Annotated in this window: 19 protein-coding genes and 3 pseudogenes; 18 read left to right on the top strand and 4 right to left on the bottom strand. The window is 69.8% G+C overall.

Annotation, left to right across the window (positions count from 1 at the left end):
- Positions 1-24: 24 nt before the first annotated feature.
- Positions 25-1,143, bottom strand: a complete 1,119-nt coding sequence (locus ACWCYO_RS34735; protein WP_449786446.1) for a substrate-binding domain-containing protein — start codon at positions 1,141-1,143, stop codon at positions 25-27.
- Between the two features lie 461 nt (positions 1,144-1,604).
- Here ACWCYO_RS34735 and ACWCYO_RS34730 point away from each other — a divergent pair, with 461 nt between their 5' ends.
- The 6 genes from ACWCYO_RS34730 (at position 1,605) to ACWCYO_RS34705 (ending at position 10,135) form a co-directional block, all read left to right on the top strand.
- Complete coding sequence (locus ACWCYO_RS34730; protein WP_449786445.1) at positions 1,605-4,439, top strand: RICIN domain-containing protein; 2,835 nt, start codon at positions 1,605-1,607, stop codon at positions 4,437-4,439.
- 235 nt (positions 4,440-4,674) lie between these two features.
- A complete protein-coding gene (locus ACWCYO_RS34725) occupies positions 4,675-7,479 on the top strand; it encodes an RICIN domain-containing protein (protein ID WP_449786444.1) in 2,805 nt (934 codons plus the stop codon).
- Between the two features lie 422 nt (positions 7,480-7,901).
- The gene (locus ACWCYO_RS34720; RefSeq protein WP_449786443.1) at positions 7,902-8,168 is read left to right on the top strand and encodes a hypothetical protein; all 267 of its coding nucleotides are present in this window, start codon (positions 7,902-7,904) and stop codon (positions 8,166-8,168) included.
- A gap of 544 nt (positions 8,169-8,712) precedes the next feature.
- Complete coding sequence (locus ACWCYO_RS34715; RefSeq protein WP_449786442.1) at positions 8,713-9,171, top strand: SDR family oxidoreductase; 459 nt, start codon at positions 8,713-8,715, stop codon at positions 9,169-9,171.
- Between the two features lie 103 nt (positions 9,172-9,274).
- Positions 9,275-9,715, top strand: a complete 441-nt coding sequence (locus ACWCYO_RS34710) for a hypothetical protein (protein ID WP_449786441.1) — start codon at positions 9,275-9,277, stop codon at positions 9,713-9,715.
- Between the two features lie 264 nt (positions 9,716-9,979).
- Positions 9,980-10,135: a hypothetical protein gene (locus tag ACWCYO_RS34705; protein WP_449786447.1), complete on the top strand. Its 156-nt coding sequence runs from the start codon at positions 9,980-9,982 to the stop codon at positions 10,133-10,135.
- 399 nt (positions 10,136-10,534) lie between these two features.
- Here ACWCYO_RS34705 and ACWCYO_RS34700 read toward each other — a convergent pair.
- Positions 10,535-10,990: pseudogene (locus tag ACWCYO_RS34700) on the bottom strand (transposase); the annotation flags it as partial.
- A gap of 172 nt (positions 10,991-11,162) precedes the next feature.
- On the opposite strand from ACWCYO_RS34700, the pseudogene ACWCYO_RS34695 reads away from it, so the two are divergent.
- The 3 genes and pseudogenes from ACWCYO_RS34695 (at position 11,163) to ACWCYO_RS34685 (ending at position 11,976) form a co-directional block, all read left to right on the top strand.
- Positions 11,163-11,528, top strand: a pseudogene (locus tag ACWCYO_RS34695) (hypothetical protein).
- Positions 11,525-11,725 carry a hypothetical protein gene (locus ACWCYO_RS34690; RefSeq protein ID WP_449786440.1) on the top strand — a complete coding sequence of 67 codons (201 nt, stop codon included), beginning with the start codon at positions 11,525-11,527 and terminating at the stop codon, positions 11,723-11,725. Before ACWCYO_RS34695 ends, ACWCYO_RS34690 begins: the two are co-directional and overlap by 4 nt.
- A complete protein-coding gene (locus ACWCYO_RS34685; protein WP_449786439.1) occupies positions 11,713-11,976 on the top strand; it encodes a hypothetical protein in 264 nt (87 codons plus the stop codon). The genes ACWCYO_RS34690 and ACWCYO_RS34685 overlap by 13 nt, the downstream gene beginning before the upstream one ends.
- Positions 11,977-12,114: 138 nt before the next feature.
- On the opposite strand, the gene ACWCYO_RS34680 is transcribed toward ACWCYO_RS34685, so the two are convergent.
- Positions 12,115-12,822 carry an ADP-ribosylglycohydrolase family protein gene (locus ACWCYO_RS34680; RefSeq protein ID WP_449786438.1) on the bottom strand — a complete coding sequence of 236 codons (708 nt, stop codon included), beginning with the start codon at positions 12,820-12,822 and terminating at the stop codon, positions 12,115-12,117.
- An 846-nt stretch (positions 12,823-13,668) separates the two neighbouring features.
- On the opposite strand from ACWCYO_RS34680, the gene ACWCYO_RS34675 reads away from it, so the two are divergent.
- The 5 genes and pseudogenes from ACWCYO_RS34675 to ACWCYO_RS34655 all read left to right on the top strand — a co-directional run bounded on the left by ACWCYO_RS34675 (position 13,669) and on the right by ACWCYO_RS34655 (position 19,313).
- Positions 13,669-14,127, top strand: coding sequence for a hypothetical protein (locus tag ACWCYO_RS34675; protein WP_449786437.1), 459 nt, complete (start codon positions 13,669-13,671; stop codon positions 14,125-14,127).
- A gap of 41 nt (positions 14,128-14,168) precedes the next feature.
- Positions 14,169-17,618: a tetratricopeptide repeat protein gene (locus ACWCYO_RS34670; protein WP_449786436.1), complete on the top strand. Its 3,450-nt coding sequence runs from the start codon at positions 14,169-14,171 to the stop codon at positions 17,616-17,618.
- A 141-nt stretch (positions 17,619-17,759) separates the two neighbouring features.
- Positions 17,760-18,395 carry an IS3 family transposase gene (locus ACWCYO_RS34665; protein ID WP_449786435.1) on the top strand — a complete coding sequence of 212 codons (636 nt, stop codon included), beginning with the start codon at positions 17,760-17,762 and terminating at the stop codon, positions 18,393-18,395.
- A 263-nt stretch (positions 18,396-18,658) separates the two neighbouring features.
- Positions 18,659-18,868, top strand: a pseudogene (locus ACWCYO_RS34660) (integrase core domain-containing protein); the annotation flags it as partial.
- A 166-nt stretch (positions 18,869-19,034) separates the two neighbouring features.
- On the top strand, positions 19,035-19,313 hold the full coding sequence (locus ACWCYO_RS34655; RefSeq protein WP_449786434.1) for a hypothetical protein: 279 nt from the start codon (positions 19,035-19,037) through the stop codon (positions 19,311-19,313).
- Between the two features lie 105 nt (positions 19,314-19,418).
- On the opposite strand, the gene ACWCYO_RS34650 is transcribed toward ACWCYO_RS34655, so the two are convergent.
- On the bottom strand, positions 19,419-20,168 hold the full coding sequence (locus tag ACWCYO_RS34650) for a DUF4118 domain-containing protein (RefSeq protein WP_449786433.1): 750 nt from the start codon (positions 20,166-20,168) through the stop codon (positions 19,419-19,421).
- A gap of 157 nt (positions 20,169-20,325) precedes the next feature.
- On the opposite strand from ACWCYO_RS34650, the gene ACWCYO_RS34645 reads away from it, so the two are divergent.
- From ACWCYO_RS34645 to kdpB, 4 genes are all read left to right on the top strand, one after another.
- A complete protein-coding gene (locus tag ACWCYO_RS34645) occupies positions 20,326-21,390 on the top strand; it encodes a universal stress protein (RefSeq protein ID WP_449786432.1) in 1,065 nt (354 codons plus the stop codon).
- Positions 21,391-21,717: 327 nt separating this feature from the next.
- Complete coding sequence (gene kdpF, locus ACWCYO_RS34640; RefSeq protein WP_037830997.1) at positions 21,718-21,807, top strand: K(+)-transporting ATPase subunit F; 90 nt, start codon at positions 21,718-21,720, stop codon at positions 21,805-21,807.
- A gap of 2 nt (positions 21,808-21,809) precedes the next feature.
- Complete coding sequence (gene kdpA / locus ACWCYO_RS34635; protein WP_449786431.1) at positions 21,810-23,471, top strand: potassium-transporting ATPase subunit KdpA; 1,662 nt, start codon at positions 21,810-21,812, stop codon at positions 23,469-23,471.
- A partial coding sequence (kdpB, locus tag ACWCYO_RS34630; protein WP_449786430.1) for a potassium-transporting ATPase subunit KdpB occupies positions 23,471-25,054 on the top strand: 1,584 nt, incomplete at its 3' end. The genes kdpA and kdpB, both read left to right, overlap by 1 nt.

Here is a 25,054-nt window from a genome sequence, read left to right as displayed (position 1 = left end):
CCCCGACGCCGCCCGCCGGCCCGCCTACTCGACCTGGTACTCGATGCACCAGGACGTCACCCCCGAGCGCGTCGAGGCCCAGGCCGCGCTCGGCACCCGGACCTTGAGCCCAGGCAGCAGGTCGATCCGCCGGACGGGCAGGCCCGCACCGCCGTCCAAGCGCCGCAGCAGCAGCTCCGCGGCGGCTGTGCCGACCGCGCGCTTGGGCGGCGCGACAGCCGTCAGCGCGGGGGCCGCGAGGGCGGCGTAGACGTCGTCGTAGGAGATCAGCGCGAGGTCGTCAGGGACCTTCAGGCCGCGGGCACGCAGCAGCGGGGGCAGCTGGATGGCGGCGTGGTCGTTGTGGACGAGCGCGGCCCGAACGCCTGCGATGGCGCCTTCGGCAATCCGGTCGGCCAGTTCCTCGACACCGCCGGGACCGGCGCCGTGACCCGGGGAGTCCAGGTCGATGGGCGGCTGCGGCTCCAGGCCGAGCAGCCGCACGGCCTGCGCATAGCCCACCCGGACCTGGTGGGACGTCGAGGTGTCGTTGCGGGCGGAGAGCGTCACGGAGCGGTGGCCGAGCGAGGCGAGGTGCCGCAGGGCGAGCATGACGCCATGACGATGGTCGGAGCCGACTGCGTCCAGTACGGCACCGGGGCCACCCGGAGCTGCCCGGCGCTCGACCAGCACGGCGGGCACCGGCAGTCGGTCGAGCCAGCCGAAGTCCTCGTCCCGGCCCTCGGGGCCCCAGTTGGGCGTCAGCATCAGCCCCTCGACGGCCGACTCCAGCAACCGCTCGACCTGGGCCCGGTCGTCCCGGGCCTGATACGGGGCTATGCCGAGCACCAGTCGCGCGCCCGCGGCCGCGGCCGCGGCGCGGGCACCGGCGATCACCTCGTCGAAGTAGGAGCCGATGGTGGGCACCAGCATCCCGATCACCCGTTCCCGGCTGTCGGAAGTGGCTGTTGTGGCCTCCAGGGGAAGCGAGACCGCTCCGTGCGACCGGCACAGCACCCCATCGCGGGCGAGTGCGCCGATGTCACGGCGCAGGGTCACCGCGGGGATGCCGAGGCGCCGGGCGAGATCCACGACGCGGACCGTACCGAGTTCCCGTACGGCATTGGTGATCCACGCACGCCGGATCTCCGCCGAGATGGCCACGTTCCCCCTCCCCTGGCGTCCGATGCCGGACTGTGCGGATCCACACAGATCAAGTTCTATCATTCGATCGCATGTGGATCAAAGGGTCTGTAGGGGATGCATCCTGATCGCGGAGAAGATCGGAGCTGCGCTGGAAGCCGCACCCGTGGCGACGATCGAAACCGGTGCCCGGCACGACGTCGCCTTCAGTTGCCTTCCCGACCGGTGGGGGGCACATCGGCGGTCGAATGCCCTTCGGACCTCACCCGCCCAATCATGTGCCAATCATGTGCTACCGGCATGTTGCCCAGGGCTTCTGCCGATCCTAGGTTTCTGCGCATCGGATGGACCGGTGGGAATCGGTCCCGATTCCGCGGTCTGTCGAGGGCCCCCACGCCGGCGTTTCCCGTCTGTCGACATCCGCAGCAGCACGCCATCGCCTCCGCCGATCAGACTCCCCCGCCCCCAGGAAGATGACGCACATGATGATATTTGGAACTGCGCGGCGGTCACGGGCCGCGCTCGCGGCACTGGTGCCGCTGACTCTGGCGGTCGCCACACTCGGCGCCGGGGTCGCGCCGCCCGCTCGCGCGGCGACACCGACGTACACGATCACGACCGGGACGACCGGCACCTACGCCTATGCCGACGACACACCGGCCTACCCCTTCATCGACAGCGACGGGAAGTTCTACTTCCAGTCCTCGCACTCGCTGTACGGGGGCAGCCAGGGGCGCGCCTGGCAGTTCTGGACCGGGACGGACATCGACACCGGCGTCACCAAGGCCGCGGTCTCCTCGGCCCCCGACAACGCCGGCACCACGGTGCGCTGCAACAACAGCCCGACCGGCCTGATGGCCACCTACGACCCCAAGGGCTCCCAGACCTCGGGGTACGCCGAGCGCAACTACTGCGACCTGATCGGCGTGTGGGTCGACCCCGACACCGGCACCTGGTACGGGGCCGTGCACAACGAGTTCACCCCGTCGCCGTTCCGCGACGGACTGCACTACGACTCGATCGACTACGCGCAGTCCAGCGACCACGGCGCCACCTGGACGATCACGGACCACATCATCACCTCGCCGTTCACCACCTGGCGCGAGAACGACCAGCTGTGGACGTCGGCCTTCGACGGCACCGTCCAGGTGGGCAGCGGCCAGTGTCTGGACATCACCGGCGGCGGCACGACCGCCGGCACCGCGGTCGGCAAGTACGCCTGCACGGGCAACACCAACCAGGAGTGGACCGCTGCCGGCAACACCCTGGTCAATCCGGCCTCGGGGCTGTGCCTGACCGCCTCCGACACCACCGCTGGTGCCACCTTCACGATCGAGACCTGCGACACCGCCAGTTCGGCGACGCAGGACTTCACCGCGCCGGACACTGGGGCGACCGGACAGCTCCAACTGGCCGGGGCGACCCCCGCCGTCTGTGTCGACGCCTACACCACGGTGCAGTTGGCCGCCTGCAACGACCCGACCAAGGACGGGCGCGCCCAGTTCCCGAACCAGACCTACTACTACGGTGACGGCGACCCGAAGCTGTTCGTCGACAACGCCTCCGGGTACTTCTACCTGTACTACGACACGCAGATCCTGAACCAGGCCGGCGGCGGCCGGGTCGACTTCGGACACGTCGCGCGGGCCCCGATCTCAGGCAAGATGGCGCCGTCGTCGTGGAAGAAGTGGTACAACGGCACCTGGACGGAGCCCGGCACCGGCGGCAAGGAAGCCGACCTGATCCCCTCCGACGGGACCACCCCCGGCTACCTGGACGACGCCTACAACCCGAACAACACCGGAACCACCGCACAGCAGCTGAGCGCCGGCCAGCTGCCCAGCGCCCCGCCGCTGGCCTGGCTGGACGTCGCCTACGACGCCTACCTGGGCAAGTACATCAGCATGGCCCGGCCCGAGAACCCCACCACGTCCAGCCCGCTGCACATCTACGCCACCTCCGACCTGTCCACGCAGAAGTGGGTGGACATCGGCTCGGTCACCAACCCCAGCGGCGGCGCCTGGTACCGCTCGCTGCTGGACGGGACAAGCAAGACCGCCAACTACCTGGTGGGCAAGACGTTCCGCAACTACTGCATGTACAACTGCACCTCGACGAGCGGCACCGAGTGGGTCAGCACCACGATCGACACCGCGTCGACCAATCTGCCCGTCCCGCCGGTCAGCCCCGGCAGCGCCTACCAGATCGCCGCCGGCGACGGCCAGTACCTGGCCCAGTCCGGGACCGGCCTGACCTCCACGGCCACCAGCAGCACCTCCGCGTCGCAGGCCTGGAAGTTCACCCCGACCGGCGACGGGTTCTTCACCATCGCCAACGCCGCCTCCAGCCAGAACATCGGCGTGAACGACACCGCCAACTCCGGACGGGCCTGGGGCGCCCCGCTCAGTCTGGGCACGGGCACCAGCGTCGGCTGGCAGTGGTTCCTGCAGACGGTCAACGACGCAAGCCTGCCGGCCGGCAGCTACCGGCTGGTCAACCGCTACAGCGGCCAGGCGCTCAGCCTGACCTCCGGCACAAGCGGCGTCGCCACCGCACCCCAGCGCGGCTGGGCCAACACCGGAACCTCCGGCGACACCCACGCGGTCAACGCCCAGACGCTCACCTTCCCGTCCGGCTCCGCGAACGTGATCACGGTGACCAACCCCGGCACCCAGCAGTCGACGCCGAACACCGCGATCACCCCGCTGCAGGTCGCCGCCACCGACTCGGCCGGCGGCCAGACCCTCACCTACTCCGCCACCGGCCTGCCGACGGGCCTGTCGATCAGCGGCACCGGCTCCATCAGCGGCACGCCGACCACGAACGGCAGCTCCACGGTGACCGTCACCGCGACCGACACCACCGGCGCGACCGGAACGACGACGTTCACCTGGACCGTCGGGTCGCCCAACCTCATCCCCGCCGGGAACTTCGAATCCGGCAACCTGTCCGGCTGGACCGTCCACAACGCCACCGTCGTCACCGACCCCGCGGCCCACAGCCCCACCCACGACCTGCAACTGAAGTCGCCGGCCGGTGACTACGCGACCATGGAGTACACGGTCACCGGACTGTCGCCGAACACCACCTACACCTACTCCGGCTGGGTCCGCGCCGATTCCGGCAGTTCCACCAGCTTCGGCGTGAAGAACTACGGAGGCGCGCAAGTCACCGCCCACACCTCGGCCACAGGCTGGACCCCGGTGTCCGACACCTTCACCACCGGTGCCACCAACACCTCCGCCACGGTCTTCTGCTACCTGCCCTCCGCGTCGGCCACGTCCACCTGCGACGACCTCAGCCTGACCGTCGGTTAGCCACCCCCTGAGGAAGCTCTGGGGCCTGCACTGCTCTGCATGCAGGCCCCAGGCCTTTCTCCCCGTGGGCCGCTGCGGCTGACTCCGCGCCCCTCGGCCCGGTCCGGCCCCCCAGCATGACGCCGCCCCGGCCCGCCGCTGGCTGCGTGCCAGCGCCGAATCCGCTGCCCCCTCAGGAGTTGAGCCTCCCTTGAGCTTCAGTTAACAGTCGTCTTCCAGAGGAAGTGGAGCCCTCATGGCCCGCACCCGAAGATTCACAGCACTGGGCGCCGCCTGCGGCCTGGCGCTGGCCGCAGCCCTGTCCATAGCGCCGCCCGCGCCCGCGGCCCATGCGGCGACCGCCACGACCGCCTGGCAAGCCGGCCAGTTCACGGTCGACACGCCCAACCTCGTCCGTCGCTCGGACGTGGTCCTCGCCGCGCCCAACAGTACCCAGGCACAGTCGATGCCGCTCGGCAACGGAGTGCTGGGCGCTGCCGTCTGGGCCGCCGGTGGCTTCACCGCGCAGCTCAACCGGTCGGACACCCTGCCCGACCGCAAGTCGCCCGGCTGGCTGACCATTCCAGGTCTCGCCAGGCTCACCAGCGCGCCCGACTTCTCCGCCCACCTGGACCTGTACGACGGAACCCTGGTGGAGTCGGGTGGCGGCATGACCGCCACCGTCTACGTCCGCGCCGACAAGGACGAGCTGGTCGTCGACGTCACCGGCGCCGACCCGGCCTCGCCGCAGACCGCGCGACTGGCCCTGTGGTCGGGCCGCTCCCCCCAACCGCTGGCCTCCGGACCGATCGCCACGCTCGGCGAGACCTGGATGGACAACACCGCGGCGGGCGCGAGCAGCGCCACTTTCGGCTCGCTCGGCGCGATCACCGCGGGTGGCCAGAGCGTCAGCGCCAGTGTCGTCGACCCCGAAACCGCCCAGGTGTCCGTCACCCCCAACACCGACGGCACGTTCCAGGTCATCGCCGCCGCCCCGCACTGGACGGGCGGCGACGCACAGGCCACCGCCACCGCCCTGCTCGGGACCGACGCGACCACCGCCTCCTCGACCCTGGAAGCCGCACACCTCGCCTGGTGGCACGACTTCTGGGACGGTGTCGGCCTGGTCAAGTTCTCCTCCGCCGACGGCAGTGCCGACTACCTGGAGAACCTGCGCACCCTGGACCTGTACGACGCCGCAGCCGAAAGCCGGGATACCTACCCCGGCTCGCAGGCCGGGGTGGGCAACCTGTTCTCCGCTTACCAGGACGCCCACCAGTGGGATCCGGCCGACTACTGGCACTGGAACCTGCGGATGCAGGTCCAGGCGAACCTCTCCTCGGGTGCCTTCAGCCTGAACGACCCGTACTTCCGCCTCTACAACGACAACCTGAGCGACATGCAGACCTGGACCCAGGCCCACATGGGAGACCTCCCGGGCACCTGTGTGCCGGAGACCATGCGCTTCAACGGCAACGGCTACCTGCAGTCGTCCACCGGTACTGTGCGCCCGCCCGAGTGCGACGCCACCGCGAGCGCCTTCTACAACACGCGGACCATCTCCACCGGCGCCGAAGTCGGCCTCTGGGTCTGGCAGCAGTACCTGATGACCGGCGACCGCTCCTTCCTCGCGGCCCACTACCAGCTGATGGCCCAGTCCGCCCGCTTCCTGCTCGCCTATGCCACCACCGGCACGGACGGCTACCTGCACACGTATCCCTCCAACGCGCACGAGACCCAGTGGGACGTCCACGACCCGACCACCGACCTCGCGGCCGAGCAGGCACTCTTCCCGGCGACCATCCAGGCCGCCCAACTGCTCGGTCAGGACCCCGATCTCGTCGCGCAGCTGCAGGCCGCGATCCCGCGGATCCGTCCGTTCGCGCGGACGGACGCCACCACCCAAAGCCAGCGGCTCTCCTTGGCTGACGACGCCGCCGGCCAGGACGTCATCGCGCCGTCCTACGACCCGTCGGCCACGAAGATGAACTCGGAGAACATCGGTCTGGAACCGGTGTGGCCCTACAACCTCATCGGCGACTCGGGCGCCCTGTCCGACCTTGCCAAGCGCACCTACACCAACCGCCCCGACAAGCAGGCCAACGACTGGAGCCTGGACCCGCTGCAAGCCGCCCGGCTCGGCCTGGGCAGCGAGGTCTCGAAGACCCTGATCGGGCTCACCGAGAAGTACCAGAAGCAGCCGTCGGGCATGGCCACCTTCGTCGGCAACGAGCCCTACGCCGAACAGCAGGGCGTGGTGGCGGCCGCGTTGAACGAGGCGCTGGTCCAGGACTACGACGGGCTGCTGCGCATCGCGCCCGCCCTTCCGCCGGGTTGGGACGCGGACGGCACGGTGTTCATCCAGGGCGGCAGCAAGGTCTCCGTCCAGGTGCACGGCGGGACGGTGACCACCGTCGGCATCAACGCGGGCTCCACCGGCACCGTCAACCTCCGCAACCCCTGGCCCGGACAGCAGGTCGAGGTGGTGGACGGCGACGACGAGACGACCGTCGTGGTGCCCGCCACCACGAACGCGCAGATCGCCATTCCCACCGTGAGCGGCTCCTCCTACCTGGTGCAGCCGGTCGCCAACCCCGTCAGCGCCCTGACCGTCGCCACGGTCACCGGTGACCCGGCGGTCCAGCCGCGCACGCTGGGACCGGTCACGATCGGCCTGCCCGCCACCAGTGCCCTGGTCAACGCGGCCGCTACGCGCTGCCTCGACGACCCCGGCTCCAGCACCACGGCCGGCACCCAGATCGACATCTGGGACTGCGGCGGCGCCAACCAGAAGTGGACCTACACCGCCAACAAGGAACTGACCGTCTTCGGCATGTGCCTGGATGCCTACGCCGGAGGCACCAGTCCGGGCACCAAGGTCATCCTCTGGCGCTGCAACGGGCAGTCCTACCAGCAGTGGACCCTCGACCCCGACGGCGCCATCCGGGGCGTCCCCTCCGGCCTGTGCCTGGACCTCACCGGCGGCGCCACCGGCAACGGCACCCCGATCCAGCTGGCGACCTGCACCGCCGGCGCGAGCCAGCGCTGGTCCAAAGCTTGACTACCACCCGGCGCGTGGGGAGAAGAACCCACCCCCCACGCGCCGGGTCGTCGACCTCTTCGGCGAGGACCGGGGCGCCGATGCATCGGGGACCCTCGTGTGCTCCGCACGGGTCCCCGACTGCACCTCGAACCATTCCCGAGGGAGCCGCAACGGTAGTGGGTGCCGACGACCTCGACCCGGGGCACCCCGTCGAGGCCCTCCCCCCGAGACCCCCACCCTGGTTCTCGGCCTCATCGAGGACGGCGTCACCCCGTGGGACCCCGTCACCGGCCTCGTGCGCCGCGCCATGCACATCGCCAGCGGCCTCCTGCCCGCCCCGCCGCCCTGCGCGAGCAGCTCGACGAGTTGGAGGAGACCGTCGCCGAGTACACCAACGACGACGAGCCCGACCTCACCAACGTCGCCCTGCGACTCACCCTTTGGTCCCCAAGCGGCCGGCCCGTGAACTCCTCGAAGTCCTCCTCGCTGGCATCCACGCATGCCGACTCCGCCACAACGAGTACGACGGCCTCAACGACGAGGACGACCTCGACGGTGACGCGGAGGATTGGGACGACGAACAGGCCGAAACAGCACCAACGGCGCAGCGGCGAACGCTTCGCCAGCTCGTCCGAGAAGCCGCCGCGGCCATCGCAGTTGGCGCTGGCCAGCCCCATGAGGCGAGCGATCTGGAAACCGTGTGGTGATGGCCGAGGTACCTCGCACGTCGCGGATGGGCCGGCCATCCCGATGAGTCCGTCGGCGCTGCTGGGCGTCCCGAGACGCCCCCTGACGCCACAATGGCCTGCGCTTGACAAGATCAAGTGCAGGCCATTGTGAGAAGTTGTGAGAGGCTCACATCGACACTGTCGCATCGTCAGAGGAAAATAGCCTCTGACCTGCAACGTTATGTCGGGACGACAGGATTTGAACCTGCGCCCTCTTGACCCCCAGCGGTCGAAAGGGCGTCCGATCGGTGTTCACCAGCCCGAATCCCGTAGGTCAGGGCCTACCTCGTCCGCCATGCATGACGCCTGATGACACCTCATGACGCCCAGTCCGTGAGAGGCGCGCGAGAGGCGGCCAACAAGAGGGAGTTCGAGAGTGATTTGCCTCACATGCCCGTGGCAGTCCTCAGAGTGCCTCATTCCGTCCCGCCCCTGGCGCAGCCGGCAGCCGACTCCACTGTCGGGCGTTCGCTTCCGAAGGTGAGCATGACCAGGGCGATGGCGGCGAGCGGAAACCGAAGCCGTGCCTGCCCAACAGTCCCGGCAATCCAGCAGACCGTTCACTCCTGTCGGCAGCCGGTCTCTCGGCAAATCGCCGACCGGGCCAGTTCTGCGCGATCAAGCTGCCCTACCCACCATCCGCACAGCGTCATCACCCTCGCGGCGTGTCGCCAGCGCGTGTCCCGGCCAGTCGATCTCGCCGTGCTCCACGCCCCACCCCGCGCGCTCTGCCGCCACACCCACCACTCCCGCAACCCTGGACGGGCCATCACCATTCAAGCCACTGCTGGACTCCAGCCAACCGCTCCCCGGCACCGTCCTAACCGACGACATCGCCGCGGCAGTACTGTGGCTCGCCAGCGACGCCAGCCGTCTGGTGACCGGGCAGGATCTCGCAGTCGACGGTGGTATGACGGCCGGACGCCCCGCCGCGGCTTCCCGGGCCGAACGGACCCGCATGCGCGACCTTCTCTCCCCCTGACCTTGAGGGAGCGCATCCGACCAACCCCGATCGTCCGTCGCACGCCGCCACCATTGGCACCACGATCTGCCTCGGCCGGGTTGCCGATACCCGCGCGGCTACGGTGATCGGGGCACGCAACGTCTACGTCGAGGACATCGACGCGATCGCGAGCGAACTGGAGAACCTCGAGGTCTGCACCCGCCACTTTCTGTCGGACTACAACGCGACCGAACTGGACGGCGAGATCGCCCTCCACCGGCGCCACACCGGCAACATTACCGCGGCCAGCGAAATCCCGGCGCCCGACAGCTTCAACTACATCCACAGCTCCTGCGCGAAGATGCTGAAGGCGAACGACTTCAGCGTGATTGCGACCGCACGACACCCGCGCGCCAACCTCACCTCCTACCCGGTCATCCGGTACGCCGACCTGAAGGCGATGTCGAGCGAACTCAAGAGCTGCCGGGCCAAGATGAAGACGACGAATACCCGCTCCGGTGCAGGGCTCACCTTGCGGGCGCTGCTCAACTGCTCGTACGCGGCCGTGCACGACGAACTGTGATGCCAGGACGGGAAGTTACGGCCCGGACCCCATGCCGGACCTGGCGGATCCGCCATCCGCCCGCCGCCGGTTCAGCTGGTCAGGAAGGCGTCGAGGAGTTGCTTGAACAGTGCGGGACGGGTCACGAAGGCGAAGTGGGTCCACGCCGGGTGGTTCGGTGAGCCGGACGTTCGGAATCGTGTTCCGGAGGTGAAGGGCGGCGCCGCAGGACACTTCCTGGCCGGCGGTGCTGCTCATCAGGAGTCCAGCCTCTCCCTCAGGGTCATGGCCGCCCTCCACCGCCAGGCCGCGATCCAGGTGGCCGCCCACCTCGAAGGCCGGCTGGAGGGCCTGGTCTTCGGCAGCGCGGACGGATCGCCGCTGCGGCCCCAGTGGGTCCTCGACCAGCTCCGCCAGCGCACCGCCTGTCAACGGCCTTGAAGTTCTGGCTCTGGCGCGAGTTCCGTGAAAGCTGCCCGTGGATCTTGAAAGGCGTGCGCCGCACGACCTTTGCCACCCGCACCGATGCCGACCTGGTCCTGTTCGCTTACATCGACACCCCTCACGGCGACGGCCGGGGCGTTCCCCTGGCTGAACTTCCTCTTCCTGACCCCGCTGGTCCCGGTGGCCACGGTCCTCGCGTGGGCCGTGCCCGCGGCTGCGTGGGCGGCCGGTCCGGCCGGCGGCGTCCCGGGGTGGATGGCCCGGGTGCGGACCGGCCCCGGCGACGGGTGGCGACGGCCACTCATGGTCCCGCCGCTGCGGCGCGTCATGATCCCGGGCCTCGTCGGCGGCGCCGTCGTGACCGCTGCGGTCCTCGGGATCCAGGCGTTCGCGGACGTTGGCGGGCACCGGCTCGGTGACCAGCGGTATGCCGGTGCCATCCGTCAACTGCGAGCGCTTCAGGCCAAGTTTGCCTCGGTCGACCGGGCTCTTGCCGGCGCATTCACCACCTGAGGGGGCTTTGGTGAGGCAGCCGTCGGCACTCAGACGGTCGAGTTCGAGGCCGACCATGCGGTCGTAGGCGGCGAGCGCGAGTTTGTGAAGCTCGGCCATCACGCCGGCCGCGGCCCACTCATCGCGGCGGCGCCGCATGGTGGTGGCCGAGCAGTACTCGTCGGCGACTCGTTCGTATCCGCAGCCGAAGACCAGGACCTGCACCAGACGGTCGAAGACGACGGCGTCGCCGATCCGGGGCCTGTGGCAGCCGAGCGGGTGCCGGTCCTCACGCGCGGGCAGCAGCGCGAGGAATTGGTCGCGGATCGGGTCGAGAATGCATGATGGGACAGCAGGCACGGATCCCCCGGTGATCATGAAGCGTAGAGAACTCCATGATCGGGTGAACCGTGCCTGCTCTGCTGACACCACCTGAAGCGCCTACTGGCGGACGCTCTAAGCCTGGGAATTCGAAACCATTCGTCACCCAGTTACGGTGGGCGCCCAACCGTTGGACCGAGGAGAGCACGCGATGTGCCAGGCGAAGACCGTGACGCTGTGGCGTCCGACCGGCCCTCAGGAGCTGGCGTCGGGCTGGCGTGCCTGGCCGCCTCGCCTGCCCGAGCAGCCGATCTTCTACCCGGTGCTGAACGAGGACTACGCGATCCGCATCGCACGGGACTGGAACGTGCCGCCTCCGCCGTCGGCTACGTCACCAAATTCGAGGTCGACGCCGCGTTTCGCCGCGCGCTACCCGGTCCAGCAGGCCGACGGACGCACGATCCTCGAGCTGTGGGTGCCAGCCGAGGAGCTGGAGGAGTTCAACCGGCACATCGTCGGCCGCATCGAGGTGGTCCATGAGTTCCGGCCACAGCCCCACACGGTGCCGAGCCCGTGACGGTCTTCCGCTGCGTACGCTGCAACCAGCCCCTCACCGAGTCGCTGACGCTGATGACGCCGTTCCCGACTCGGCCCGAGCCGGTGGAGCAGCAGATCGCGCCGTCCACCATGCCGCGCGGCCGCTACGCCGTCGACCCGGAGCCGTTCGGCGAACCATTCATCCCGAAGACCCGATCGCCGCGATGGCGAACATGACGATGGTCCACGACGGTACGTTCCTCAAGTCGGCGGGTCCGCGTGACACGGTGGTGCTCCATCCCGACGATGCCGTCGCACTCCACAACTCCCCCGAGCGGGAGATGTGGATCGGCGGCTACGGACCGAGCGGCATGTACGGCCCGAACCAGCTGTGCGCGTGCGGCAATCCGGTCGGCACGCTCGTGGCGGACTGCCTCATGCAGAACGAGCTGCACCTCGATCCGTGGCGCACCTGGGCGCAGTCGTAACCACGCCTCGGCTACGGACGTGGATCCGTCCGACACCCCGGAGATCTTGCCCCACCACCGTCGATCCGGCTCGTTGCCGCCCAAGTGATCCCGGCCGCCGGATCCTGGGAGTGGTGGATCGTCGGGTCGGGCGGTGGGTCAGCTGCCGAAGCGCAGCCGGCGGTAACGCTCCCACAGCTCCGGGCGGTCGGCCTTGCCGAAGTACATGTTCAGGAGCATCTCCAGGAGAGTGCTCTCTTCATCGTCGCTCCCCCGCCGGTACCGGCCAGGGTCGGCCTCCACCCAGGCCCTCACCAGCCGTCCGCCGTCCGTGGTCGTCCCGGCGGCCACCTCGAACAGACAGCGGGTCTCGCTGCGGATCACGAAGAAACGGTCGCCTTCGAGGCAGGCGTCCCACTTCTCGTCCATAGTCAGGGCCTGGAGGCCGTGGCGAACCCGCTGCCATTGTCCGGATGTCCACACCAGGTCCGGCACCGGTATCGGCTCCGGCCGCGCGATCAGGGCCGCTTGGGGAAAGTCCGCCCGACGTATGTCCGTCCCGAGCCGCTGCGGCTCCAACCAGCCCGGCAGCGGCTCCACAGCGTCGTACCAGGCCGCCGGGGTGCCCTGAACGCCCAGGCGGAAGGCCAGGATCCCGCCCACGATCGCACACGTCGTGTCGACGTCCCCGCCCGCCGAGGCCGTCGCCCACAGCGCGGCCTCGAAGTTGTCGAAGTGCCTGGCCGCGCACCACAGCGTGAACCGCACCGTGTCACCCGCGCTGACCTGCCGCCCGTTGCCCAGCCGGTGGGCGGCCAACTCCACATGCGGCTGGCCGAGCAGGTCGAGCGCGGTCGACCACGCCATCGCAAACCTTCCCCACCGGGGTCAGCTCCACCACCGGCTGCAACAACTCGTGCGGCGTGATACGGCGGCCCCGACTACGGGCCGCACAGGAGTGGGATCCGCGGGCGGGCGGCAACCGAGCACTGATCTTCCCTACGACGACCCCGCTCCAGCCGATCCCGGTGCCCGCGCTGGACGAGGACGACGACCAGGAGCCGGTCCTGCCTGGTGCGGTGAGCGCCATCGCGTACGATCCCTCGTCGACGGCAGCGGATTGCGGCCAAGCCTACGAGAAGTGGGCGAGCCTACCGGGCCGGACCCCTCTGGACAATCCTCGGCAAGTTGGGCGGGCAGGCCGCGTGGCTGCAGCACGTCGAGACCCCCACCTGTCCGACCTGCGCACGGGAGATGAGCCTCGTCGTCCAGCTCGAGGAGGGACGGGACCACGCCACCGCGATGAACTTCGGTGGCCGCGGCGAGGCCTACGCCTTGGCGTGTGCGCCCTGCGCACCAGCCGTGTTCCTGTGGCAGTGCTGACCACAGCGGCCGCCCGCCCGCCTGCGGACAGCCGAACCGCACTGCAGTAGCTACGCGTGCAGTTCGGGGAACCCGTGTGCTGGGGCTGGAGAGAGGTGCAAGTCGGTCCTCGGGCGCCACCGTTTCGCCAACGACGTTGGCAGGGCAATACAGTTTCCGAGAAACCGGGGCTCTGCCCTGATGACCACGGCATCGGGCACGGGAGGTCCTCCCTCGGGAAGGGCGGCCGTTTGCCTGCGGTGCGCGGTCGCGGGGCGGCAGGATGTACGGGTGCGGGCGAATCGCCCGTGAACCACCGCAGATCGCGTATTCGTGAGGCGAGGAGGTCCCATGCCGGATCCGGATCCGGTCGTCGCGCTGGCCATGAGCGGTGCGACGACCCTGGTGGCCGCGATGGCCACCACTGCGTGGGAGGGGGCTCGAGCGCGCGCCGTGGCGTTGTTCCATCGCCGCGGCGACTCGCGACGCGACGTCGAGGCCCAACTGGAGCGCAGCGCCGGTCGGGTGGAGCTGACGGGGGAGGCTGACCCGGTCCGTGAGGGCGAGATCGTACGGTGGCGCAATGACCTGGTGGACCTTCTGCGGGACCAGCCGGACACCGAGGACGGTCTGCGGGAGCTGATCGACGAGGTCCGACCGCTGCTGCCGACGGCCCAGCAGCAGTGGGCTCAGCACGTCGTCGCGCGTGACGGCGGGTCGGCCTTCGGCGCGTTGGGCCCGGGGAGCAGCGTCAACGTCCACTATCACGCCGGCCCTGGGCATCAGCCGCCCGCGCCGAGCACCTCCTGATGCCCACTCCGCCACAGCCTGAGCCCCACGTTGCTGACAGCATGCAGCAGTTGGTGCGTGCGGAGAACGGCTTCGCCTACGGCGCGGTCGGCGCGTCGATCCACGTCTTCGGCGACGGGGTCCCGCTCTACGTGCTGGAGAACTGGCGCCCCGAGCCGCAGGCGGATCCGGAGTACCTGCGGGAGTTGCCCAGCCGGATGCTCAACTCCCGCTTCGCCGTGGTGCCGTTCACCGGGCGCGAGGCGGAGCTCGCCGAGCTGCGCCGGTGGCGTGCAGCGGGTCCGCGGCTATCGGTGCGCTGGCTGCACGCGCCGGGCGGCCAGGGCAAGACCCGCATGGCGGCCCTGTTCGCAGGCGAGTCGCGCGCAGACGGGTGGAAGGTCGTCAGCGCCGTCCATGGGCCCGGCACCGTTCTGCCGCAGCCGGGCAGCCAGGATTTGCGGCTGGACGGCGCCGCCGGCCTCCTCCTGGTCGTCGACTACGCCGACCGGTGGCCGCTGACCCACCTGACCTGGCTGCTCAGCAACGCACTGCTGCACCAGAGCGCCACACCCACCCGGGTGCTCATGCTGGCCCGCGGTGCCGAGGCCTGGCCCGCCATCAGGGCCGCCCTGGCCGAGCACCAGGCCGCCACCTCCAGCCAGTACTTGGCCCCGCTGCCCGGCGATGGCCAAGAGTCCTCGGAAGCGCGCAGGGAGATGTTCGGTGCGGCTCGCGACAGCTTCGCCGCCCGCTACGCCGTCCCCGCGATCGGGATCGGCGCGCCCGGGCCGCTGAGCGGCCCGGACTTCGGCCTGACCCTGGCGCTGCACATCGCCGCCCTGGTCGCGGTCGACGCCCACGTCGCCGGCCTTCGGCCGCCACGCGACATGGCCGGCCTGACGATCTACCTGCTGGATCGCGAACATCTTCACTGGGCTCGCCACTATGGCGACACCGGCCACGAACTCGGCTCCGCTGAGAGGACGTTCGTCACGCCGCCGGAGGCGATGAACCGGACGGTATTCGCCGCAGCCCTCACCGGCCCGCTCGACCGCCCCACCGGCAGGGTCGTGCTCGGCGCACTGCGCCCGCACCCGTCCCTGCCCGGCGAGCGGATCCTCGCCGATCACGCCGTCTGCTACCCGCCGTCGATGCCGGCCCGGGACACGGTCCTGGAACCGCTTTACCCCGACCGACTCGCCGAGGACTTCCTCGCCCTGACCGTCCCTGGCCACTCGGCCGACTATCCCGCCCGCTCCTGGGCGGTGCCCACCGCGGACACCCTGCTCGGCCGGGACAGTGGCAGCCGCCCACCGGAGTGGACCCCACGCGCCGTCACCTTCCTGGCCGCTGCCGCGGAACGCTGGCCCCACCTGGGCCCGGCATACCTGGAGCCGCTGCTGCGCGCGGACCCGCAGCTGGCCCTGGCCGCCGGCAGCGCCGCGCTGACCGCACTCGCGAACATCCCCATGCTCGACCCGGCCGTCCTCGCTGCCGTCGAGGAACATTTTCCCGACGGGCAGCACAGCGTCCTCGATCCCGGCATCGCGGCCATCACCGAGCGCCTCACCCGTCACCGTCTGGCTGCCACCGACGACCCCGAGCGTCATGCGCTCCTGTACGGGACACTCGCGCGCCGCCGGATGCATGCAGGCCTCCACGCCCAGGCCGCCGCCGCCACCGAGCGGGCCGTGCAGCTGTGGCGACAGCTCGCCGAGACCAACCCCCACCCTTATCAGGCCAACGTAGGCATCGAGCTGTCGAACCTCGGCAACCTCCTGCTGGCAACGGGGCGGGAGGAGGAGGCTGCGGCTGCCGCCGAGGAGGCTGTGGCGATCCTCCGCCCGCTGAGCCGGGACTTTCCAGCCCTGTACGAAGCCGACTTGGCGGGGTCACTGCTCAAGCTCAGTCTCTACCTGATAGCGATGGGGCGGCGGTCGCAGGCCACCACCGCCGCCGAGGAAGTGGTGAACCTCTACCAGCGGCTGTCGGCCGATGACCCCGTCCGGTTCGAGTCCAGACGGGCACGCTCGCTCGACAACCTCGCGTTCTGCTGGTCGACGACGGGCCGGCATGTGGAGGCCGTCGCGGTCGCCGAGCAGGCCGTGGCGGCCTGGCGGCGACTGGCGGACGGGAATCCCGCCGGCTACGACTCCGACCTCCTGGGTTCGCTGTTCACCTTCAGCGGCTGCCTGGTGAACGTCGGGCGGCTCGAGGAAGGCGTGGCTGCCGCCGAGGAGTCCGTGACCATCAGCCGACGCTTGGCGCAGTCCAAACCGGCCGTTGGCGAGCGCGGGCTCGTGTCCGGCCTCTCCCAGTACGGGGCCTTACTGTCACGGGTGGGGCGGCGGGAGGAAGCCGTTGCGGTCGCCGAGGAGGCCGTCGAGCTGTGCCGACGGTTTGCGGAGGCCAACCCCGCCGCGTACGAACGCGAGCTCGGGCGAGCGCTGACCCACCTCGTGCTCTGTCTGACGGCGCTGGGACGGCGCGAGGAAGCCCTGGTCGCCGGGCGTGAGGCGGTCGCCACCTTCCGACAGCTGGCGCACGGCAACCCTGAAAACTACGATCCCCTCCTTGGCATGGCGCTGAGCGACCTGAGCTTCTGCCTGACCTGGGTGGGGCGGCGGGATGAGGCCCTCGCAGCCGCAGAGGAAGCGGTGGCCATCCATCGACGGCTAGCGCGGGCCAACCCGGCCGCGGACGAGGTCTTCCTCGCGCTCGCACTGAGCAATCTCGCCGGCGCCCTGGTGAAGCGCGGACGAGAGCCGGAGGCCACAACGACCGCCGAAGAAGCCGTGACGATCTACCGCCGGCAGACCGCTGAGACCCTGGCTCCTCGTGAGCACGAACTCGCGAGCGCACTGCGCGTCCTCGGGGCGTGCCGACGGCAAGCGGGGCGGCACGCGGAGGCCCTGGCCGCCGCTGACGAGGCAGTAACGATCTGCCGCCGCCTGGCCGCAGGCAACGCCGCCGCCCATGAATCCGACCTCGCGCGGGCACTGTCGGATCTCGGCGCCTACCACGCGATGCTGGGACACGGAGCGGAGGCCGTGGCCGCGGCGCAGGAGGCACTGTCCGTCCGGCAGCGCCTGGCGCGGGCCAACCCCACTGCGTTCGCGGCCGACCTCGCGACGTCCATGGCCAACCTGGGCTTCTATCAGGCGGGCATCGGACGCTACGAGGAGGCCCTGACCAGCACCGAGCGGGCGGTCACTTCCTACCGTCGGTTGGTGGCGGGCGATCGCGCCGCGTACGAGCCCGAACTCGCGCGCTGCCTCTCCCTCTCCGCTTCCATTCGAGGTCGCAGGCCGCAGGGTCTGCAAAGCGCGCTGCGGGAGCTGGAAGAGGCCGTCGCGATCTACCGCGGGCTGGCCACCAAGCTGCCCGAGGCCTTCGAGGGTCAGTTGCGGCAGTGCCTGCTGATGGAGGCCGTGGTACTCGACGGGCTCGGCCGCCGCCAGCAGGCAACTGCGATCCGCCGTGCGCTCACCGGTGACTCAGACCGCTGAGCGCACGCCTCCGGGGCGGGCGCGCAGTGGGCAGGCTCCACTCGGCGCGGCTCGGAAAGCCATCGCCATCGGTCAAGCTGCATACCGGTACTCGGTCGATGACGCCCGTAGGACTCCAGAATTACCTCACAGCTGCTGACCTTGGGCTATGCGCTCGACCGGCGGTCAGGCATGATCGACCCTCATGCTCGTACGGATGATCTACCTGCTCGCCACCCGGATCTTCGCGTGACTCGCTCTGCTGTGCCGACTACCGCCGCGAAGAACGTCGAGATCCTCATCCTGCGGCACGAGGTCACGGTACTGCGCCGCCAGGTCGCCGCGCCGAAGCCCACCTGGCCGGACCGAGCGCTGCTGGCCGCGCTCGCCCGACTCCTGCCCCGGATGCTTCGCGGCCAACGGATCGTCTCGCCTCGCACCCTGCTCGCCTGGCACCAGCGCCTGATCAAGCAGAAATGGACCCAGCCGCCTTCGCCAGGCCGCCCGCCAATGCCCGACGAGCTTCGCAACCTGATCGTCCAGTTCGGCACTGAGAATGCCCGGTGGGGCTTCCGACGCGTCCATGGCGAGCTCCGCCGACTCGGCCATACGGTCAGCGCAGCCACCGTGCGCCGCATCCTGCGCGCCGCCGGCCTCGGCCCCGCACCACGACGTCATGGCACACGCCGCAAGTGGGTCGCCTTCCTCAAAACCCAGGCTCACGGCCTGCTCGCCACCGACTTCTTTTATGTGGACACCATCAACTTGCAGCGGCTTTACGCCCTGTTCGTCATGTAAGTAAGCACCCGCACCGTCCACATCCTCGGCGTCACCCCCCATCCCACCGCCGCCTGGCAACCCAGCAGGCCCGGCAACTACTGTGGCAGCTCGGCGCCGCGCCGCCGACTTCACCCACCTCATCCGCGACCGGGATGCGAAGTTCACCGAAGCGTTCGACGCCGTCTTCGCCAGCGAGGACATCACCGTCGTGAAGATCCCTCCGTCGCAGCCCCAACTGCAACCCGCACGCGGAACGGTTCAGACACTCGTTCCGCGAGGAGTGCACCGACCACCTGCTGATCCTTGACCGAGGCCACGCCGAGAAGATCCTCCACGACTACGCCCGTCACTTCAACAGCCACCGCCCCCACCGGGGCCGCAGCCAGCTCGCGCCCCTCGACGACGCGAACGTCATCTTTTTACCAGCAGCTCGGATCGAACGCAGGCAAGCCGTCGCCGACCTGATCAACGAGTATCGCCGAGCAGGCTGACCACCCGACAAACCCCCAGCTCACGGTCGGTGAAGCGATTTTGAAGCCCTACGGGGAAAGCTGGCGGTGACCGACGGGATGGTCTCCGCCACTCCGGACAAGCAACTCCCCTGGGCCCGTCTGCCGCTCTGGATGACTGGTCGTCCAAAACCTCACCCTCGCCGCCGTGGTCAACCGCTCAGGGCTCGCCCTGGAACCCGAGCACACCGCCCGCGAGGAGGACGACGCCCGCGACGTCCTCAACCACGCCGCCCTTGACCACGTCGACCACCTCGCCAACCTGGAGGTGATGCCCGACACCGCCGTCGACCACGTCCGCCGCGGCCTCACCGCCCGCCTCGACCGCACCACCGAAACCCCCGACGGCACCACCGCTGACACCGCCTACCGCCAGCTACGGCGCGAGGTGATAGCCGTCCAGAGCACCGAGCTGCACCGCCTCTAGAGGAGCACCGCATCAGCGACACCACCCGCCGCCGCCTCCAGCACGATCTCGACCGCGAGGAGGCCGCCCTCGGCATCGGGTGACAGGCGCCCGGGTGGCGCCGGATCACGCGGCGCGCACCGGCCTGGTCGACGTCTCCAGCGCGGCACCGGCCTGGTCGGCCAGGGTCACCGCGACGAGCAGGGCCTGCCGGCCGGGCTTGCTGCCGGGCACGGCGTCGAGCATGAACCGGCCGATGTACCGGCCGTTGCCGAACACCCTCAGTTCCACCTCCTCGCCGGGCATTCCCAGCTCGTCGGTCGCCCAGATCCTGCGGCCGACCACGATGGAGCCGTCGGGCTCCAGGCGCGGCGGTCGGCCGAGCAGGGAACCGGGTTCGAAGCGGCAGCCCCGCAGCCCCAGCAGGTCGACCAGTTCGGCCCGTACGTGGTCCACCACGGCGGGCGCCGGCCTCGACCGCGCCATGACCGCGGCCTCGTGGATCCGGTCGAGGTGACCGGCGTCGGTGACGGCGATGACCTCGAACCGCCGGGCGCGCGCGGCCAGCTGGGACACCGCCAGCCCGACCGCCAGCAGCAGCACCGCGGTGGTGATGTCGGAGGAGTTGCTGATGGTGAACCGCTCGTAGGGGCGGGTGAAGAAGAAGTCGAACCATGCGGCGGCGCTCAGCGCGGCGACCGCGCCCGCCATCCGGTGTCCCACGGCCGCCACCGTGACCACCGCGACCACCAGCAGCAGGGCGACGTTGGTGTTGGCCAGGTGCCCACGCAGCGGCAGCAGCACCGCGCTCACCGCGAGTGGGATCGCGGCGGCCGCCACCAGTGATAGCGGCCCCCTCATCTCGTATCGGCGCATCACGCACACCTCCGGATTCCGGTGTACCAGGACGCAGGCCGGGCGCAAGCTGCAGAACATCCCCTTAACGGGATCCTTGCGGGCACCGGGTCGCGACGCGCTCACGACCTCGGCGGCCCGGGCAGCGGGCGGGGGCGACGATGGTAGTGAGACGTCCGTGTCCGAAGGAGGGCGCCGTGCCTCGCGCGGCACCGACGTGGTGATCGCCTACGTCGAGGACTACGGCCGGCCGCTGACCCGCCAGATGGCGGAGGGGCTGGAGACCGTCCCCCACAGGACCGTGCCCTACCGCGGTACCGCGTTCACCGAGATGGATCTCGACGCGGTCCTCGCTCGTCGGCCCCAAGTGGCCCTGGTCGACGAGCTCGCGCACACCAACGTCCCCGGCTGCCGGAACGAGAAGCGCTGGCAGGACATCGAGGAACTCCTGGACGCCGGCATCGACGTCATCTCCACGGTCAACATCCAGCACCTGGAGTCGCTCAACGACGTCGTGGAGCAGATCACCGGCATCCGGCAGCGCGAGACCGTCCCCGACGACGTGGTACGCCGCGCCGACCAGATCGAGCTCGTCGACATGTCCGCCGAGGCGCTGCGTCGGCGGATGGCCCACGGCAACATCTACCCGCCGGAGAAGATCGACGCCGCACTCGCGAACTTCTTCCGGGTCGGCAACCTGACCGCCCTGCGGGAGATCGCCCTGCTCTGGGCGGCCGACCGGGTCGAGGAGGCCCTGCTGCGGTACCGCAAGGGCCACGGCATCCAGCGGCCGTGGAGCACACGCGCGCGTGTTCTGGTCGCTCTGTCCGGCGGCCCCGAGGGCGACACGCTGATCCGGCGGGCCAAGCGCACCGCCTCCCGCGGAGCGGGCGGCGAGTTCCTCGCGGTGCACGTCGCCCGCGACGACGGGCTGGCCGGCTCCTCCCCGACCACCCTGCTCGCCCACCAGAGGGCCCTGGCGGAGAGCCTGGGCGGCAGCTGGCACACCGTCGCCGGCCACGACCCGGCGCGAGCGGTGCTGGACTTCGCCCGCGAGGTCAACGCCACCCAGATCGTCATCGGAGCCACCCGCCGCAGCCGGCTCAAGAACCTCTTCAGCCGCGGCACCGGCGAAGCGATCATCGAAGGCTCCGGCGACGACATCGACGTCTACGTCGTCACCCACGCCGAGGCCGCCCATGGCCGGTTCCTGCACCACCACCGGCCCTACCAAGAGGGTTGACCACGACCTTTCCGACCGAGGAGGGCCGCCCACGGGAAACGTTTCGGACAACCGTTGGTCTCACGCGCATGACGTCGCCGTCAAAGCCGCATCAAGGTTCCGATTCACCCGTATGGAACGCGTCAGGAAACGATGACACGTTCCATACGGGTGGTTTGCTGCCCTCTGCCGGTTCGTCCGCCGGTGCCGCGCACACCTCCGGGTCATGCCCTGCGGCGTCCCCCACCTCCCCCACCTGGTGGAACTCATGCTCGATCTCGTGTTCGTCGGCCTCACGGTTGCCGTGTTCGCCGTCATCGCTCTGGTCGCGAAGGGGGTGGAGAAGCTGTGAGCGCCGAGAACCTCGCAGGTCTCATCGTCGCCGTCGCTCTCGTCGGCTACCTCGTCGTCGCGCTGATCTTCCCGGAGAAGTTCTGATCATGAGCGCCACTCTCGCGGGCTGGCTGCAGGCGCTCGCCCTCGTCGGCGCGCTGGCCCTGTGCTACCGCCCCCTCGGCGACTACATCGCCAAGCTTCTGACCTCCGCCAAGCACCTCAGATTCGAGCGCGGCATCTACAAGCTGATCGGCGTGGACGGTGACGCCGATCAGCGCTGGCCGGTGTACCTGCGCTCGGTGCTGGCCTTCTCGGCCGTCTCCGTACTCTTCCTCTACGCCCTGATCCGCCTGCAGACGCACCTGCTGCTCAGCCTCGGCGTTCCGCAGATGGAGGCCCATCAGGCCTGGAACACCGCGATCTCGTTCGTCACCAACACCAACTGGCAGTCCTACAGCGGCGAGTCCGCGATGGGCCACCTGGTGCAGATGGCGGCCCTCGCGGTGCAGAACTTCGTCTCCGCCGCCGTCGGCATCGCCGTCATGGCCGCGCTGATCCGCGGGTTCATGCGGAACAAGACCGACCGGGTCGGCAACTTCTGGGTCGACCTCACCCGCATCACGCTGCGCCTGCTGCTGCCGATCTCGATCGTGCTCGCCCTGGTGCTCGTGGCCAACGGTGTGGTGCAGAACTTCCACGGCTTCCACGAGATCACCGGCCTGGCCGGTGACGTGCAGAAGATCCCGGGTGGGCCGGTGGCCTCCCAGGAGGTCATCAAGGAGCTCGGCACCAACGGTGGTGGCTTCTACAACGCCAACTCGGCGCACCCGTTCGAGAACCCGACCGGGTTCACGAGCTGGCTGGAGGTCTTCCTCCTTCTGGTGATCCCGTTCGCGCTGCCGCGCACCTTCGGCCGGATGGTGGGCGACAACCGTCAGGGCTACGCGATCGTCGCCGTGATGGGACTGTTCTGGGTAGCCTCGGTCGCCCTGCTGACCTTCGCCGAGTCGCAGCACCACGGCACCGCCCTGCAGGCGGCCGGCGGCGCGATGGAGGGCAAGGAGCAGCGCTTCGGCATCGCCGCCTCCACGCTGTTCGCCGCCTCGACGACGCTGACCTCGACCGGCGCGGTGAACTCGTTCCACGACTCATTCACCCCGCTGGGTGGCGGTGTCACGATCTTCAACATGATGCTGGGCGAGATCGCTCCCGGCGGTGTGGGCTCCGGCCTGTACGGGATGCTGATCCTCGCCGTGGTCGCGGTGTTCGTCGCCGGTCTGATGGTCGGGCGCACCCCCGAGTACCTGGGCAAGAAGCTCGGCGGCCGGGAGATGAAGTTCGCCTCCCTCTACATCCTCACGACCCCTGCCCTGGTGCTGGTCGGCACCGGTATGGCGATGGCCCTGCCGGGTGAGCGGGCCGGGATGCTCAACTCGGGCGCTCACGGCTTCTCCGAGGTGCTGTACGCCTTCACCTCCGCGAGCAACAACAACGGTTCGGCGTTCGCCGGCATCACCGTCAACACCGACTGGTACGACACCGCGCTGGGCCTGTGCATGGTGCTCGGCCGCTTCCTGCCGATGGTGTTCGTGCTGGCGCTGGCGGGCTCGCTCGCCCAGCAGCAGCCGGTCCCGGCCACCCCGGGCACCCTGCCCACCCACAAGCCGCTGTTCGTCGGGCTGCTGTCCGGTGTCGTCCTGATCGTCGTCGGCCTCACCTACTTCCCGGCCCTGGCCCTCGGACCGCTCGCAGAAGGTCTCCACTGATGTCCACCACCCACAACCCCGCACCGGTCGACCACAGCACGACCCCCCACCGAGTCCAGAGCGGCCTCCTCGACCCCAAGCTCATCGTCACCTCGCTCCCCGACGCGGTGAAGAAGCTCGACCCCCGGGTGATGATCAAGAACCCGGTCATGTTCGTGGTCGAGGTCGGCTCGGTCGTCACCACGATCTCCGCGATCGCCAACCCGAGTGTCTTCGCCTGGGCCATCACCGTCTGGCTCTGGCTCACCACGGTCTTCGCCAACCTGGCCGAGGCCGTCGCCGAGGGCCGCGGCAAGGCCCAGGCCGACACCCTGCGCAAGACCAAGACCGAGTCCGTCGCCCGCCGGCTCACCAACTGGCCGGCCACCCAGGACGAGGAGGAGGTCCCGGGCACGGCCCTCCAACTCGGCGACCACGTCGTCGTGGAGGCCGGGCAGATCATCCCCGGCGACGGTGACGTCGTCGAGGGCGTCGCGTCCGTGGACGAGTCGGCGATCACCGGTGAGTCCGCGCCGGTGATCCGCGAGTCCGGCGGTGACCGCAGCGCCGTCACCGGTGGCACCAAGGTGCTGTCCGACCGGATCGTGGTGAAGATCGCCTCGGAGCCCGGCAAGTCGTTCATCGACCGGATGATCGCCCTGGTCGAGGGCGCCGCCCGGCAGAAGACGCCGAACGAGATCGCGCTCAACATCCTGCTGGCCTCGCTGACCATCGTCTTCCTGGTCGCCGTGGTGACCCTGCAGCCGATGGCCACCTACGCGGGCGCCCCGCAGTCGATGATCGTCCTGGTCGCCCTGATCGTGGCGCTCATCCCGACCACCATCGGCGCGCTGCTGTCCGCGATCGGCATCGCCGGCATGGACCGCCTGGTCCAGCGCAACGTGCTCGCGATGTCCGGGCGCGCCGTCGAGGCCGCCGGCGACGTCAACACCCTGCTGCTCGACAAGACCGGCACCATCACCCTGGGCAACCGCCAGGCCGCCGAGTTCCTGCCCGCCGAAGGCGTCGAGATCGGTGACCTGGCGGACGCCGCGCAGCTGTCGTCGCTGGCGGACGAGACCCCCGAGGGCCGCTCGATCGTGGTCCTGGCCAAGACCGAGTACGGTCTGCGGGCCCGTGCCCAGGGCGAGCTCGCGCACGCCACCTGGGTCCCGTTCACCGCCCAGACCCGGATGTCGGGCGTGGACGTGGACGACACGCAGGTCCGCAAGGGCGCGGCGGGCTCGGTCGCCAACTGGGTGACCGACAACGGCGGTTCGGTCGGGCCGGACGTGGCACAGCTGGTGGACGGCATCTCCGCCGCCGGCGGTACGCCGCTGGTGGTGGCCGCGAAGTCCGGCGACCAGGCTCCTCGCGTTCTCGGGGTGATCTACCTCAAGGACGTGGTCAAGGAGGGCATGCGGGAGCGCTTCGACGAGCTGCGCCGGATGGGCATCAAGACCATCATGATCACGGGCGACAACCCGCTGACCGCCAAGGCGATCGCGCAGGAGGCCGGCGTGGACGACTTCCTCGCCGAGGCCACGCCCGAGGACAAGATGGCCCTGATCAAGAAGGAGCAGGAGGGCGGCAAGCTGGTCGCG

The sequence above is a fragment of the Kitasatospora sp. NPDC001683 genome, from assembly GCF_053596495.1.
Note: the sequence above shows the minus strand (reverse complement) of the source record. Positions and strands in the feature narration are given on the sequence as shown.